The sequence below is a fragment of the Vibrio sp. Isolate23 genome (assembly GCF_022398095.1).
Lineage (GTDB): Bacteria > Pseudomonadota > Gammaproteobacteria > Enterobacterales > Vibrionaceae > Vibrio > Vibrio coralliilyticus_A.
Map to the genome: position 1 here is coordinate 102,050 of NZ_JAKEUV010000008.1, position 13,528 is coordinate 115,577.

The following is a 13,528-nucleotide window of genomic DNA, read 5'->3' on the forward strand; positions in this document are numbered from 1 at the left end:
TTTTGTTTGCGCTTAAGCGCTTGCAGGCTCTAGCTCGCCCTTCATTTGTGCACGCTTGTAGAAGAACAGGGTCAACACTGCTGGAAGTGCAATCGCCACCAGCATTGCAATCGCGTAGATGCCCCAGAATTGTGGTTGGATAGACAGAATACCCGGCAGACCGCCCACCCCGATACCATTAGCCATCACACCGGCACTACCACAGATCGCTGCTGCAATAGCACTACCGATCATCGCACTCAGCATTGGGAATTTGTATTTAAGGTTAATACCGTACATCGCTGGCTCGGTGACACCTAGATAAGCAGAGATAGCCGCAGGTACTGAGATATCACGTTCACCGTGTTTCTTACTGATGATGATAATGCCAACAACCGCTGATGCCTGAGCAATGTTAGACAGCGCAATCAGAGGCCAGATTGGAGTACCACCTAGGTCTTGCATCAACTGTAGATCGACAGCGTTGGTTGTATGGTGAATACCGGTGATTACCAAAGGTGCATACAGGAAGCCAAACACCATTGAGCCAATCACAGCGAAATCACCCGTCATTGCTGCTTTCGCGGCAAACGCCACACCATCACCCAATACGCGACCGAACGGGCCAATCAGAGAGTGCGCCAATACAACAGAGACGATGATCGAAACAAAAGGAACAACAACCAGATATAGGTAAGAAGGAACAATGCGCTTAAGGTTCGTTTCGATGAACGCCAACGCGATACCCGCTAACATGGCTGGAATAACCTGAGCCTGATAGCCCACCTTCTCTATAGCAAATAAGCCAAAGTCCCACACTTCTGGCACTTGCTTACCAATCAGGTACGCATTCATTAGCTGGGGAGAGACCAAAGTGACACCAAGCGTAATACCTAGGATCGGTGTACCACCGAGTTTCTTCACTGTTGACCAACACACACCGACAGGCAAGAAGAAGAAAATGGCTTCACCAATTAGCCATAGAAAGCTGTGAACAGTCGCCCAGAATTGGCTGATTTCCGTCAATGATTGACCATCAAACATCTTGATGTCGCCAATCACGTTGCGGAAGCCCAAGATCAAACCACCTGTAATGATGGCTGGCAATAGTGGTACAAAGATTTCAGCAAGATGGGAGATACCACGTTCCAAAATGTTCATATTCTGACGTGCAGCCTGTTTGGATTCATCTTTCGACGCTTCAGACTTACCCGACAGTTCAATCAGAACTTTATACACTTCATCAACTTCAGTACCGACAACAACTTGAAACTGACCTGCGTTGGTAAAACAGCCTTTCACTAGTGGCAAAGCTTCTAGCGCTTTACTATCGGCTTTATCGGTGTCATTTAACACAAAACGTAGACGTGTCAGACAGTGGCTTACACTGGCGATGTTATCGCGACCGCCAACCAGTTCTATCAGACGCTCAACCTCGTGTTTCGCAATCTTACTCATATCCTTGTCCACCCTAAATTGGTTTCTCGTTCAGATCAGAACTCTCTGATCAAAAGGTTAGTTATAATTAATTTGGGAACATTCCCATTTGTGCTTATTATATTGTCAAATCTATCGAAATAGATAAATGGGAACAATCCCATTAATTGAATGAGATCACAGTATAATTTTAAACCATAAAGAAAAGAAAGGCTTAACTTAGGATTGGTTCCTGAGTGAGGTGCACCAGTTGAGACTCTCCATTAAACTGAGAAATCAATAGCTTGGCAGCTCTTTCTCCAGCCTGAGCATAACCCGGGTCAATACTGAATACTCTCGGAAATAGAAAAGACAACAGCTCATTCCCACCGACACCAGTCACCATCACGTCTTCCCTATCCAACTCCTGAAGACGCTTAATTACACCAAGTGCCAAAGTATCACTGGCGCACACAATCGCCTGCGTGGTTTGATTCAACACTTTATCCACCAGCTGATAAGCACTTTCGTGATGAAGGTGACCTGTTTGGTAGTTAGGGGATAATCGCTGCTCTGAACACCAATCTAAGTATGCATTGAGACGAATCTGCCCAGTAGTTCGGTCTGAAGGGTCAACACCAATAAAAGCAATCTCACTCACTGATTGGCGCTGAAGGTGTTCCAATGCACAACGAATAACGCCTGTATTATCGTAGTTGATCGATGAGGTGGCGTCGGTATCCATGGCAATTACCAGTGAGCGATGTTGCCAACTAGACAGACGTTCAATATCGAAATCGCTAAAGCCAAACACAATCACGCCATCAACATTACGTCTGCGCAGGACATCGAGATGCTCATTGGTCATCTTGCGATCAAATTGGCTTTCCATGATCACCGCGTCATAGCCGTTACTGTAGAGAACTTGCAGCATGCTGCTGACGGCTTTGTTTTCCGATGGTGAATCAAGACGCGAAATGATAACCCCAACCACTTTCTGACTGCCTCCACGCATCGCTTGCGCCGACTTAGAAGGCACATAGCCAGACTCTTCAATTACACGCTCAACTTTGGCACGCGTTTCCGGTTTGACTTTAGGGTCATTGGTTAACACACGGGAAACCGTAGACTTACCAACGCCAGACAATTTCGCAATATCAAGAATGGTCAGTTTTTTATTCATAATGCAGTGGTTTCAGTCAATTTAAGCTGGATTAATAGAGAGTTAGCGCTATTGGGTTTTACAGTTTTTGTAAACAACTCTGCCTAACTCTAACCGCGCATCATCACCTTTGGTGTGTAAAGTTACCGGATTAAGAATCGGCTTTGTTCCATTATCTAGGATGTATTTTGCACCAGAACCAGATGGGACCTGAGTGAGGCGGTAGTCATGTTTAGGCAAACGTAAAAGCGCCGCTTGCTCTTCAATCAGATAGGCGACCTCAAACTGCTTGTTTGATTCACACTGGTAGGTCACGAATTGATGCGTGTCATCTGCTTCGCGCTCAATCGCTAAATGGCTGCAACCAAATAGTGTCGTTCCAGCCAGAAACGCTAACAAGGCATTCATTTTCATCCATACTCTCCAATAGAAAAAGGCCGCCTCAAGCGACCTCTTTTCTCGGCTTTTTACTTAGTTAAGTAGGCTGGCACATCTTTGATACTATCAAGCACAGCCGTTGCCAGCGCTTCACCTTTTTCAGTTACAGGCTTGCCAGTACGTACTAAAATACGCGTACCCACTTCAGCGGCTTCTGCGGCCATCATATCCTCAGCCTTGTCGCCGACCATAACAGAGTTCGCCATATCGATTTTGAGAAAGTCACGAGCAGAAATGAACATGCCAGGTTTAGGTTTGCGGCAATTGCAATCTTCTTTGTATTTACCCTGACCATGTTCCGCATGGTGTGGACAATAGTAGAAGCCATCAAATTCAACGCCATGATCAACAAAGTTCCAATCCATCCACTGCGTTAGTGAAAGGAAACGATCTTCACTGAATTTACCACGAGCAATCCCTGACTGGTTGGTCACCAATACAAGCATATAGCCCATCTCTTGGAGCTTTTTCGTCGCTTCAAACACGCCATCAATAAATTCAAAGTCGTGCTCGTCATGAACATAGCCGTGATCGACGTTGATTACGCCATCACGATCCAAAAAGACTGCTGGTTTCGCCAAAATTTGCTTCTCTGTCTACTATATATTACCGGAATTATTACACGCTTTATTTCTTTCATCACTATCTAATTACTAATCTGTTTGATTGAAATGAACGTTTAGACGTCTAGCCGTAAAAATATCTATTGACACAATTAAAGCAAAGCCATAGCATCCTCTACTAAATGAGAGGTAGTTCAAAATTATCTACTTTTTCCCAAAGCAGTCTGATAGCGGATTTCTCGATGATAGAAATTAATCAAGTAAACAAAGTATTTCTTCAAGGAAGCAAAGAAATACATGCTCTGAAGAACATCAACCTTCATATCCCTCAGGGGACGATATTCGGTGTAATTGGCTCATCCGGAGCAGGGAAAAGTACGCTAATTCGATGTGTCAATATGTTGGAAGCACCGACATCTGGCTCGATCATTGTTGACGGCATTGATCTTACCAAGCAGTCCAAATCTGAACTGAGTGAAACGCGCCGTAACATCGGCATGATCTTCCAGCATTTTAACCTGCTATCGTCACGTACTGTATTCGATAATGTTGCTCTACCGCTAGAGCTCGCAGGCAAAGATAAGACTCAAATCAATGAGAAAGTCACCGAGCTGCTCAAACTGGTAGGCCTTTCTGATAAACACGAAAGCTACCCTTCTAACCTGAGTGGGGGTCAAAAGCAGCGTGTGGCTATCGCACGTGCTCTAGCTTCCGATCCAAAAGTATTGCTGTGTGACGAGGCAACCAGCGCTTTGGATCCTGCGACAACACAATCGATTCTCGAACTGCTCAAAGAGATTAACCGTAAACTGAATATCACTATGCTGCTCATCACCCACGAAATGGACGTGGTAAAGAGTATCTGTCATGAAGTAGCAATTATTGGTGGCGGGGAGCTGGTTGAGAAAGGCACAGTAGGTGAAATCTTTGCTCACCCGAAAACAGAACTGGCACATGAGTTCATCCGTTCTACGCTTGATCTGTCCATTCCGGATGATTACCAAGCACGCCTGCAAGAGACCCGCGTTGAAGGCAGTTACCCATTAGTTCGACTTGAGTTTACTGGTGCAACTGTAGACGCGCCACTCGTCAGTCAGATCGCGCGTAAATTTAATATTGATGTCAGCATTCTAAGCTCTGATCTTGATTACGCCGGTGGCGTTAAATTCGGCATGATGGTCGCAGAGCTATTTGGTAACGAGCAAGATGACAACGCGGCAATCGAATTCCTCCGTGAACACAATGTAAAAGTAGAGGTACTGGGTTATGTCCTTTAACACAATTTCTGAATGGCTGAGCCTTAACAGTAACCTTTTAATCGGTGCGACTTGGGAAACCATCTACATGGTCGCAGTGGCAGGTATTGTTGGCTTTGCTGTTGGTATTCCACTGGGCGTTATTCTTCATACAACGAAGAAAGGTGGCCTACTTGAAAACACCAAGCTTAATAGCATTCTCGGCGCTGTCGTCAACGTTGGCCGCTCAGTGCCATTCCTAGTATTAATGGTTGCCATCATTCCAGTCACTAAAATTCTGGTCGGCACTTTTATTGGTACTACAGCAGCGATCGTACCCTTGACGATCGGCGCCATCCCGTTTGTTGCTCGCCTTATTGAAGGTGCTTTGTTGGAAGTACCAACAGGCTTAGTGGAAGCGGCTCAATCGATGGGCGCGACTCCGATGCAAATCATCAACAAGGTTCTGCTTCCTGAAGCAATGCCAACCATAGTCAACTCAGTCACCATCACGTTGGTCACTTTAGTCAGCTATTCAGCCATGGCCGGAACGGTTGGTGGTGGCGGCTTAGGTGATGTCGCCATTCGTTACGGCTTCCATCGCTATGATGTAGTTATCATGGCAGTAACCGTGGTAATGCTTATTGTTTTGGTACAAATCATTCAGTCTATCGGCGATGCCATCGTGCGCCGCGTCGATCACAGATAATAAATTTACAGAGTCAGAATAAGGAGAAAGTCATGAAATTTGGATTAAAAGGTCTACTCGCCATCGCAGCAGCAGCATCGGCACTTGTCCTATCAGGTTGTGGTGAAAAGCAAGCAGATACCAGCAAGATTAAAGTTGGTGTTATGGCCGGTGCTGAAGCTCAGGTAGCAGAAGTCGCAGCTAAAGTTGCCAAAGAAAAATATGGTCTGGATGTAGAGCTGGTCACTTTCACAGATTACGTAACGCCAAACGCAGCTCTGGATGATGGCTCTATCGACATCAACGCGTTCCAGCACAAACCATACCTAGATCAGCAAGTGACAGACCGTGGTTACAAGCTAACGATTGCTGGTAATACGTTTGTGTACCCTATCGCGGGTTACTCTAAGCAAGTGAAGTCAGTTGATGAAATTCAAGATGGTGCACGTATCGCTGTGCCAAACGATCCAACTAACTTAGGTCGTTCTCTACTGCTTCTTGAGCAACAAGGCCTGCTTAAACTACGTGATGGCGTTGGCCTACTGGCAACTGTGCGTGATATCGCAGAGAACCCAAAAAACATCACCATTGTTGAGCTAGATGCTGCCCAGCTTCCGCGCTCTCTTGACGATGTGGCTCTGTCTATCATCAACACCACTTACGCAAGCTCAATTGACCTGACACCACAAAAAGATGGCGTATTTGTTGAAGACAAAGAGTCTCCATACGTAAACCTGATTGTTGCGCGTGAAGATAATGCACAAGCAGAAAACGTCACAAACTTCGTCAAAGCTTACCAAACTGAAGAAGTGTACAACGCAGCCTCCGATATCTTCAAAGGTGGCGTAGTAAAAGGCTGGTAATCACTTACTTGCTGAATTAAACAAGGGCTGGCGTTATTGCGTCAGCCCTTTTCTTTACTCTTTTTGATTCTTCGTCCCTCGAAACTGCTCATCCATATAGGGTCCGATAACTCCAACATAGCCAGAGGCCTGAGTATAGGACGCAAACGGTTCTACATTCTGAAACCCTAGCACCTGTTGATTCTCGGATACGGCAACATTGAAGACACCTCGCTCAGGAAACTGGCGTATAAAAGCCTGCTCTTCGGCCAGTGAAAACCGAGTATCAATAAGCTTAATGATTGGATTTATGCACTACGAACGCCATCAGTGTCCTCGATTTTTACTCCTCTAATTGTCACTTCCATTGGTTATATCTTAACCGTACTCACTAGATATCGTGAATTTTACAATCTCATCTCTACTCACAATACCAAAAACAAAAAAACCGGAGCACTTGGCTCCGGTTTTGTCGTTCGGTAATACGTTATGGTGCGTAGTACGTCGCAGCACCAGGACCTACTGGCAAGCCAAATACGAATACCCATAGGTAGAACAGCACACTCCAACCGACAATAAAGCAGATTGAGTAAGGCAGCATGGTCGCAATCAGCGTACCGATACCTAGGTTCTTCATGTAGCGTGTTGCTACAGCAAGGATCAGACCGAAGTAGCTCATCATTGGGGTAATGATGTTAGTCGTTGAATCACCGATACGGTAAGCCGCTTGAATCGTCTCAGGTGCGTAGCCCACAAGCATTAACATAGGGACGAAAATTGGCGCTGTAACGGCCCACTGTGCTGAGGCAGAACCGATCATCAAGTTGATAAAACCACACATCAAAATGAAGGCAAAGAACAGCATTGGACCAGTTAAGCCAATATCTTGTAAGAAGTTAGCCCCTGCAACTGCAAAGACTTGCCCAAAGTTAGTCCACTTAAAGAAAGCCACAAACTGAGCGGCAAAGAATACCAGTACAATGTACATGCCCATTGAAGACATTGACTTAGACATCGCATCGATCACGTCGCGATCGTTCTTCATTGTGCCAACAACTTTACCGTAAACTAAGCCCGGAATAGCGAAGAAGACAAAGATGAATGCAACGATACTTTTCAGGAATGGAGAACCTGCGACCGTACCTGCATCAGAACGAAGGATGCCATCAGCAGGAACAATTGTCCAAGCAAGCAAAGCTGAAACGGCTACAACAGCAAGGCCAGCCATCTTCAAGCCTTTCTTTTCAACGTCTGTTAGTTTGCCCATCGAATCGTTAGACAAGTCCTCTGACGCTTCTTCCTCGTTGTACTTACCCAGTTTAGGTTCAACGATTTTCTCTGTAACGAAGGCACCCATACCTGCGATAAAGAAAGTAGAAACGAACATGAAGTACCAGTTTACTTCAGGGCCCACAGTATAAGTTGGGTCGATCATTTGCGCTGCTGTTTCAGTAATACCTGAAAGCAGAGGATCAACGGTACCGATGAGTAGGTTTGCTGAATAGCCGCCCGAAACACCAGCAAATGCCGCTGCTAAGCCAGCAAGAGGGTGACGACCTAAAGAGTGGAACAACATCGCAGCCAGTGGGATAAGGACCACATAACCTAGCTCTGACGCTGTATTAGAAATGATACCAGCAAACACAACGGTCACAGTCACCATGCGCTTTGAAGCACCCATCACCAAACCACGCATTGCTGCTGATAGTAGGCCTGAGTACTCTGCAACCGCAACACCTAGTAGCGCAACGAGAACAGTACCCAGTGGAGCAAAGCCGACAAAGTTCTTAACCAGATTGGTAACAATTAATTCCAGTCCGTCCGCGTTTAATAAGCTAACAACCTGAATCATGCCATCCGCGGCACGGCCTGGTGCGCCCTCCGGACGAGGATCTGCCACCGCCACTTCAAAGTAACCAGCAATACCTGATGCGACTAAAATCGCAACACAGAAGATGGCAAAAAGTGTGATCGGGTGGGGTAACAAGTTCCCCAAATATTCGACTGTATCTAAGAAGCGCGTAAATATCGGCTTCTTAGGCGAGTTTTGTTTAATCGAAGCAGATGAACTCATCTGTTCCCTCCTTGTAGTTATTCCTGCGCGTCCTGTGACAAGGTGTCACAAAACTCGCGCAGGTTACTCGACAAAGAGGTCAATTAGAAATCGGAAATGTAATAAAGTGTTATCCAGATCATTATATTTAACGCTAAAAAAACAAAAAACCAGCAGTTTCATCCACATATATAACAATCATTAGAATTATAAATTACATTAATCCATTGGTATTTTTTATACCACTATCATTTTTGAACAGCTTTGAATCTGGGATTAGTTTTACATATGACGTACAAGCGTCCTCTTCTTTTTACAATCTGGCAATCAGGGTGACGGCTTTTGGCACTTTTAAGAGACTTTACGACTTTCACTTACTTATCTCCCTTTGAGAATTGCCCAAATCGACGCTTAAAGTTCGCAACGCGACCTTCTTGATGGATCACTCGTTGTTTACCGGTATAAAAAGGATGCGATTTCGACGACACCTCAATAGTGAAATAGGGATATGTTTTGTCATCTTTCCACTCGATGGTGCGCTCAGTTTGTAGCGTTGAACCAATCAAAAAGTACTCATCGATACTAGTGTCATGAAAAACAACGGTTCTGTATTCAGGGTGAATATTAGGTTGCATAATTACCTCAACATTTAATTGTTATGTTATAACATTATAAATGATAATTATTATCAAGAAGTTTTGCTACCCTTTTTGTGATATTTTTCCTTCATTACGATCTGTAGAGAAAGCAAATGTATTCCCTAGAGCCCATTGGTTTCATTGAATCCCCTTATAAAGAGAAGTTCGCAGTCCCTCGTCAGCCTAGGTTAGTCACAAATGCTCGGGCCAGAGTGAAATTGGTCGGAGAAGCCAACTGTCCAGAAGCCGTCAGAGGACTTGAACAATTCTCGCACGCTTGGCTACTATTTTTGTTTGATCAAAACTTGGCAGCCGGATGGAAACCAACAGTAAGGCCCCCACGATTGGGTGGCAATGAACGAGTGGGCGTCTTCGCTTCTCGATCGACCTTTAGACCCAATGGCATTGGCATGTCTGCCGTAGAAATCAAAGCAGTGACTAAACAGGGTGAACAGATATATCTCGATCTTGGTAACGTAGACTTGGTTGATGGTACTCCCGTTGTCGATATTAAACCTTACATCCCTTACTCAGATTCAATTCCTGAAGCCACAGGGAGCTACGCAGAACAAGAGCCGGAAAAGTCACTGGTCACCTTTTCGATTTCAGCAATAGAGTTTCTTAATAAGCGTAAAGAGGCTGAGTATGAAAAAGCCATTATTGAGCAGGTACTGGCTCAAGATCCTCGCCCCGCTTACAAGAAAAACAAACAAGACAGCAAAGAATATGCGGTAAATTTGTTCGATTTGAATGTTAAGTTCGTTGCCAGTGATCACTTAATAACGGTTACAACGATTGAACACTTTTGACAAAGGCAATTGGCTGATATTATAAGCGGCTAACTATTTTTCCTTTGGGAAACTCTATACTCATGTCCATTCCGGCTTGAGTCACTAACTTTAATAAACGGATAAATTTAATGCGTACCAGTAATTATCTTCTTTCAACTCTGAAGGAGACTCCAAACGACGCAGAAGTAGTGAGCCATCAGCTCATGCTACGTGCAGGTATGATCCGTAAGCTGGCTTCAGGTTTATACACCTGGCTACCTACTGGTCTACGTGTACTGCGTAAAGTCGAAAACATCGTTCGTCAGGAAATCGACAATGCAGGTGCTGTCGAAACTTTGATGCCCGTTGTTCAGCCGTTTGAACTTTGGGAAGAAACAGGCCGCAGCGAGAAGATGGGCCCTGAACTGCTTCGCTTTACTGACCGTCATACTCGTCCGTTTGTTCTCAGCCCTACCGCTGAAGAAGTGATCACTAGCCTAGTGCGCAATGAAGTAAGCTCTTACAAGCAGCTACCACTAAACCTGTACCAAATTCAGACTAAATTCCGTGATGAGCGACGCCCACGTTTCGGCGTAATGCGCGCACGTGAATTCTGCATGATGGATGCATACAGCTTTGATATCGACAAAGATGGGCTACAGAAGTCTTACGATGCAATGCACGATGCTTACTGTAAAGCCTTCGACCGTATGGGCCTTGAATACCGTCCTGTATTGGCTGACTCTGGCGCAATCGGCGGCAGTGGCTCTCAAGAATTCCACGTTCTAGCTGAAAGCGGCGAAGACCTTATCGCCTTCTCGACTGAGTCTGACTACGCAGCAAACATAGAAAAAGCAGAAGCTGCGGCACCGGCTATTGAACGCGCTCAACCAACTCAAGAGATGACGCTGGTAGATACCCCAAATGCGAAAACGATCGCTGAGCTTGTTGAGCAGTTCGAATTACCAATCGAGAAAACAGTTAAAACACTATTCGTTAAAGCGTCTGATGAAGTTGAAGCGGACCTGATCGCACTGATCATCCGTGGCGACCACGAACTGAACGAAGTGAAAGCGGAAAACCTTCCTCAAGTCGCAGCTCCTCTAGAGATGGCAACAGAAGAAGAAATTCGCGCACATGTGGGGGCTGGCCCAGGTTCGCTAGGTCCAGTAGGGCTAAAACTGCCATTCATCGTTGATCGCTCTGTAGCTGTTATGAGTGACTTTGGCGCAGGCGCTAACGTTGATGACAAGCACTACTTCGGTATCAACTGGGGTCGTGATGTTGAGCTAGACCAAGTTGAAGACTTGCGTAATGTGGTTGAAGGCGACCCAAGCCCATGTGGTCAGGGGACACTTATGCTTAAGCGTGGTATTGAAGTCGGTCATATTTTCCAACTGGGTAATGTTTACTCGCAAGCAATGAACTGTGGTGTTCTTGGCCCTGATGGCAAAAACGTTATCTTAGAGATGGGTTGTTACGGTATCGGTGTTTCTCGTGTGGTTGCTTCTGCCATTGAGCAGAACCATGATAAATACGGCATCATCTGGCCAGACGCACTTGCACCTTTCCAAGTGGCTATCGTGCCAATGAACATGCACAAGTCAGAAGAAGTGAAAGAAGCGGCTGAGAAGCTGTATGCTGAACTGACCGCTATGGGCATCGAAGTGCTATTCGATGACCGTAAAGAGCGCCCGGGTGTCATGTTCTCTGACATGGAGCTTATCGGTATTCCTCACACTATCGTGATCGGTGATCGTTCAATGAAAGAAGGCAACTTCGAGTACAAGAACCGCCGTTCTGGTGAGAAAACGGCTATCGCGATGGCAGACATCGTTGAGCATATTAAAGCGCAAATCGCTTAAATCACCTCATTAGAGAGCAAAAGGCTGATGTGAAAACATCAGCCTTTTTATCTATCAGACAGTCAGTAATCAGTCAAATATCACTCTAGAGGTTCGGTTGGCGCCTGACTTTCTACCTTTTTCGGCGCAAAAGGAACATCCACCAGCTCAGCAGCGTTACCATCCGCCAACTCGCCTAAATGAAAAATACCAAACTCTCCCGGCTTCATACGGTGCCAAGTTTCATTCCCAGTGAGAGGCTGAGTCGCAATCACTGAAACAATATCGTTTGGTGTGGTCTCTTCTTGGAAGTTAATTTCCACATCTTCATCAAGTAAAGCTGCTTTTCCAAACGGCGCGCGGCGCGTAATCCAATACAAATGGTTAGTGCAATAGGTCATGACGTACTCGCCGTCAGACAGCAACATGTTAAACACCCCTTTTTCGCGTAACTTATCACAGCACTTAGCGACAAAGCGGAATACACCGACCATGTCCTGTGGGGGTTCAGGAAATGTGTCTTCCATTTGCTTTAATAGCCAACAAAAAGAGAGCTCACTATCGGTTTGACCAACAGGGCGGTGCCTTCCTGTCACTAAGCTTTGATAATCTGTTAGCTGACCATTGTGAGCAAAGGTCCAATAACGCCCCCATAATTCTCGGGTAAACGGATGTGTGTTTTCAAGATTCACCGCTCCGCGATTCGCCTGACGAATATGGCTAATTACCGCGCAGCTTTTGATTGGGTAATTTTGGACCAGCTCAGCAATCTTAGAATCACAACTTGGTGTAGGATCTTTAAAGTTACGAAAGCCTTTACCTTCATAAAAAGTAATGCCCCAACCATCACGATGCGGACCAGTATTGCCCCCTCGCTGCATAAGCCCTGTAAAGCTAAAACAGATATCAGTTGGTACATTAGCGCTCATTCCGAGCAATTCACACATGGTTTAAGAAGCTCCCTTAAAACAACAGCACCAGTTCAAAACACTGGCACTGTTTAAACCACTCAGAAATTATTTTTCCATCTCTTTTTCGATCAACTGAATCACAATATGGATGATCTTAATATGGATTTCTTGGATACGATCTGCGTAGCCAAAGTGAGGCACTCGAATTTCAATATCCGCTAAACCAGCCATCTTCCCGCCATCTTTACCTGTTAAAGCAATGGTTTTCATTCCTTTGGCTTGAGCCGCTTCAATCGCTTTTAGAATATTGCCTGAGTTCCCTGACGTGGATAGACCGAATAGCACATCCCCTTTAGCCCCGACGGCTTCAACATAGCGAGAGAACACGTACTCATAGCCAAAGTCATTACTCACACAAGACAGATGACTTGGGTCTGAAATAGCGATACCAGGTAAACCTGGGCGGTTCTCACGATAACGCCCCGTGAGTTCTTCAGCAAAGTGCATCGCATCACAGTGAGAGCCACCGTTACCACAAGACAAAACTTTACCGCCTTGTTTAAATGAGTCAGCGAGCATCTTCGCAGCCGCTTCAATTTGCGCGATGTTGTTTTCATCGCTTAGAAATGTATTAAGTACGTCGGCAGCTTCGGTAAGTTCTTTTTTAATCAGATCCTGGTACATAGGTTTTTCTCTAAATTATTTGGTTTTGAAATGGCTGACGCCTAACGTCGCCATAGTTATAGTCAGAGTTTACTCAAACAATTCTCACTGTCGATAGCTGCCCGCAAACATTTGCGTCTTTATTCGGTTTCGACCTCTTCAAAAACCGTCCGCCTCTTCATTTTTGGAATTTTCACTCTACTCAGATCACTTTTTGGGTAATTTTAGGTTTTACATTTCTTTAATATTTTGATTACACTTTAACTGGTTGGACCTCTTTATGAATAACGGCGTAAAAATGCTCAAAAACGCCGAACAAGGAACAT

The 13,528-nt window shown here is 45.2% G+C and carries 14 protein-coding genes; 5 read left to right on the forward strand and 9 right to left on the reverse strand.

The genetic code is table 11. The features are described from left to right. Positions 1-12: 12 nt before the first annotated feature. From treB to gmhB, 4 genes are all read right to left on the reverse strand, one after another. Positions 13-1,437, reverse strand: a complete 1,425-nt coding sequence (gene treB / locus L1D31_RS17630) for a PTS trehalose transporter subunit IIBC (protein WP_239838366.1) — start codon at positions 1,435-1,437, stop codon at positions 13-15. Between the two features lie 193 nt (positions 1,438-1,630). Continuing rightward, positions 1,631-2,578 (reverse strand): trehalose operon repressor TreR, encoded by a 948-nt coding sequence (treR, locus tag L1D31_RS17635; protein WP_239838367.1) that lies wholly within the window; start codon positions 2,576-2,578, stop codon positions 1,631-1,633. A 48-nt stretch (positions 2,579-2,626) separates the two neighbouring features. Further along, positions 2,627-2,971 carry an MliC family protein gene (locus tag L1D31_RS17640; RefSeq protein WP_239838368.1) on the reverse strand — a complete coding sequence of 115 codons (345 nt, stop codon included), beginning with the start codon at positions 2,969-2,971 and terminating at the stop codon, positions 2,627-2,629. Positions 2,972-3,024: 53 nt separating this feature from the next. Further along, positions 3,025-3,576 carry a D-glycero-beta-D-manno-heptose 1,7-bisphosphate 7-phosphatase gene (gmhB, locus tag L1D31_RS17645; protein ID WP_239838369.1) on the reverse strand — a complete coding sequence of 184 codons (552 nt, stop codon included), beginning with the start codon at positions 3,574-3,576 and terminating at the stop codon, positions 3,025-3,027. Positions 3,577-3,800: 224 nt separating this feature from the next. Here gmhB and metN point away from each other — a divergent pair, with 224 nt between their 5' ends. The 3 genes from metN to metQ are packed head-to-tail and all read left to right on the forward strand — an operon-like array spanning position 3,801 to position 6,344. After that, positions 3,801-4,835 (forward strand): methionine ABC transporter ATP-binding protein MetN, encoded by a 1,035-nt coding sequence (metN, locus tag L1D31_RS17650; RefSeq protein WP_239838371.1) that lies wholly within the window; start codon positions 3,801-3,803, stop codon positions 4,833-4,835. Next, positions 4,825-5,502: a methionine ABC transporter permease gene (locus tag L1D31_RS17655; RefSeq protein ID WP_006957863.1), complete on the forward strand. Its 678-nt coding sequence runs from the start codon at positions 4,825-4,827 to the stop codon at positions 5,500-5,502. Before metN ends, L1D31_RS17655 begins: the two co-directional genes overlap by 11 nt. Positions 5,503-5,534: 32 nt before the next feature. After that, positions 5,535-6,344: a methionine ABC transporter substrate-binding lipoprotein MetQ gene (metQ, locus tag L1D31_RS17660; RefSeq protein WP_239838372.1), complete on the forward strand. Its 810-nt coding sequence runs from the start codon at positions 5,535-5,537 to the stop codon at positions 6,342-6,344. Positions 6,345-6,810: 466 nt separating this feature from the next. On the opposite strand, the gene L1D31_RS17665 is transcribed toward metQ, so the two are convergent. The 3 genes from L1D31_RS17665 to L1D31_RS17675 all read right to left on the reverse strand — a co-directional run bounded on the left by L1D31_RS17665 (position 6,811) and on the right by L1D31_RS17675 (position 9,011). Then, the gene (locus tag L1D31_RS17665; protein WP_239838374.1) at positions 6,811-8,397 is read right to left on the reverse strand and encodes an AbgT family transporter; all 1,587 of its coding nucleotides are present in this window, start codon (positions 8,395-8,397) and stop codon (positions 6,811-6,813) included. A 227-nt stretch (positions 8,398-8,624) separates the two neighbouring features. After that, positions 8,625-8,750, reverse strand: coding sequence for a type B 50S ribosomal protein L36 (gene ykgO / locus L1D31_RS17670; protein ID WP_005380299.1), 126 nt, complete (start codon positions 8,748-8,750; stop codon positions 8,625-8,627). Then, positions 8,751-9,011 carry a type B 50S ribosomal protein L31 gene (locus tag L1D31_RS17675; RefSeq protein ID WP_239838375.1) on the reverse strand — a complete coding sequence of 87 codons (261 nt, stop codon included), beginning with the start codon at positions 9,009-9,011 and terminating at the stop codon, positions 8,751-8,753. A gap of 116 nt (positions 9,012-9,127) precedes the next feature. On the opposite strand from L1D31_RS17675, the gene tsaA reads away from it, so the two are divergent. Both tsaA and L1D31_RS17685 read left to right on the forward strand, forming a co-directional pair. Then, the gene (gene tsaA, locus L1D31_RS17680; RefSeq protein ID WP_239838377.1) at positions 9,128-9,823 is read left to right on the forward strand and encodes a tRNA (N6-threonylcarbamoyladenosine(37)-N6)-methyltransferase TrmO; all 696 of its coding nucleotides are present in this window, start codon (positions 9,128-9,130) and stop codon (positions 9,821-9,823) included. 110 nt (positions 9,824-9,933) lie between these two features. Next, positions 9,934-11,649 carry a proline--tRNA ligase gene (locus L1D31_RS17685; protein ID WP_239838378.1) on the forward strand — a complete coding sequence of 572 codons (1,716 nt, stop codon included), beginning with the start codon at positions 9,934-9,936 and terminating at the stop codon, positions 11,647-11,649. An 80-nt stretch (positions 11,650-11,729) separates the two neighbouring features. Here the strand turns inward: L1D31_RS17685 and L1D31_RS17690 are convergent, their stop codons facing one another. Together L1D31_RS17690 and lpcA are read right to left on the reverse strand one after the other, a co-directional pair. After that, a complete protein-coding gene (locus L1D31_RS17690) occupies positions 11,730-12,575 on the reverse strand; it encodes a class II glutamine amidotransferase (RefSeq protein ID WP_239838379.1) in 846 nt (281 codons plus the stop codon). A 69-nt stretch (positions 12,576-12,644) separates the two neighbouring features. Then, positions 12,645-13,223 (reverse strand): D-sedoheptulose 7-phosphate isomerase, encoded by a 579-nt coding sequence (gene lpcA, locus L1D31_RS17695; protein WP_239838380.1) that lies wholly within the window; start codon positions 13,221-13,223, stop codon positions 12,645-12,647. Positions 13,224-13,528 lie beyond the last annotated feature (305 nt).

Coding starts and splice junctions, on each gene's coding strand:
- tsaA (WP_239838377.1), top strand. CDS start 9,128: ATGTATTCCCTAGAGCCCATTGGTTTCATTGAATCCCCTTATAAAGAG.
- L1D31_RS17685 (WP_239838378.1), top strand. CDS start 9,934: ATGCGTACCAGTAATTATCTTCTTTCAACTCTGAAGGAGACTCCAAAC.
- L1D31_RS17640 (WP_239838368.1), bottom strand. CDS start 2,971: ATGAAAATGAATGCCTTGTTAGCGTTTCTGGCTGGAACGACACTATTT.
- metQ (WP_239838372.1), top strand. CDS start 5,535: ATGAAATTTGGATTAAAAGGTCTACTCGCCATCGCAGCAGCAGCATCG.
- lpcA (WP_239838380.1), bottom strand. CDS start 13,223: ATGTACCAGGATCTGATTAAAAAAGAACTTACCGAAGCTGCCGACGTA.
- treB (WP_239838366.1), bottom strand. CDS start 1,437: ATGAGTAAGATTGCGAAACACGAGGTTGAGCGTCTGATAGAACTGGTT.
- L1D31_RS17690 (WP_239838379.1), bottom strand. CDS start 12,575: ATGTGTGAATTGCTCGGAATGAGCGCTAATGTACCAACTGATATCTGT.
- L1D31_RS17655 (WP_006957863.1), top strand. CDS start 4,825: ATGTCCTTTAACACAATTTCTGAATGGCTGAGCCTTAACAGTAACCTT.
- L1D31_RS17665 (WP_239838374.1), bottom strand. CDS start 8,397: ATGAGTTCATCTGCTTCGATTAAACAAAACTCGCCTAAGAAGCCGATA.
- L1D31_RS17675 (WP_239838375.1), bottom strand. CDS start 9,011: ATGCAACCTAATATTCACCCTGAATACAGAACCGTTGTTTTTCATGAC.
- metN (WP_239838371.1), top strand. CDS start 3,801: ATGATAGAAATTAATCAAGTAAACAAAGTATTTCTTCAAGGAAGCAAA.
- treR (WP_239838367.1), bottom strand. CDS start 2,578: ATGAATAAAAAACTGACCATTCTTGATATTGCGAAATTGTCTGGCGTT.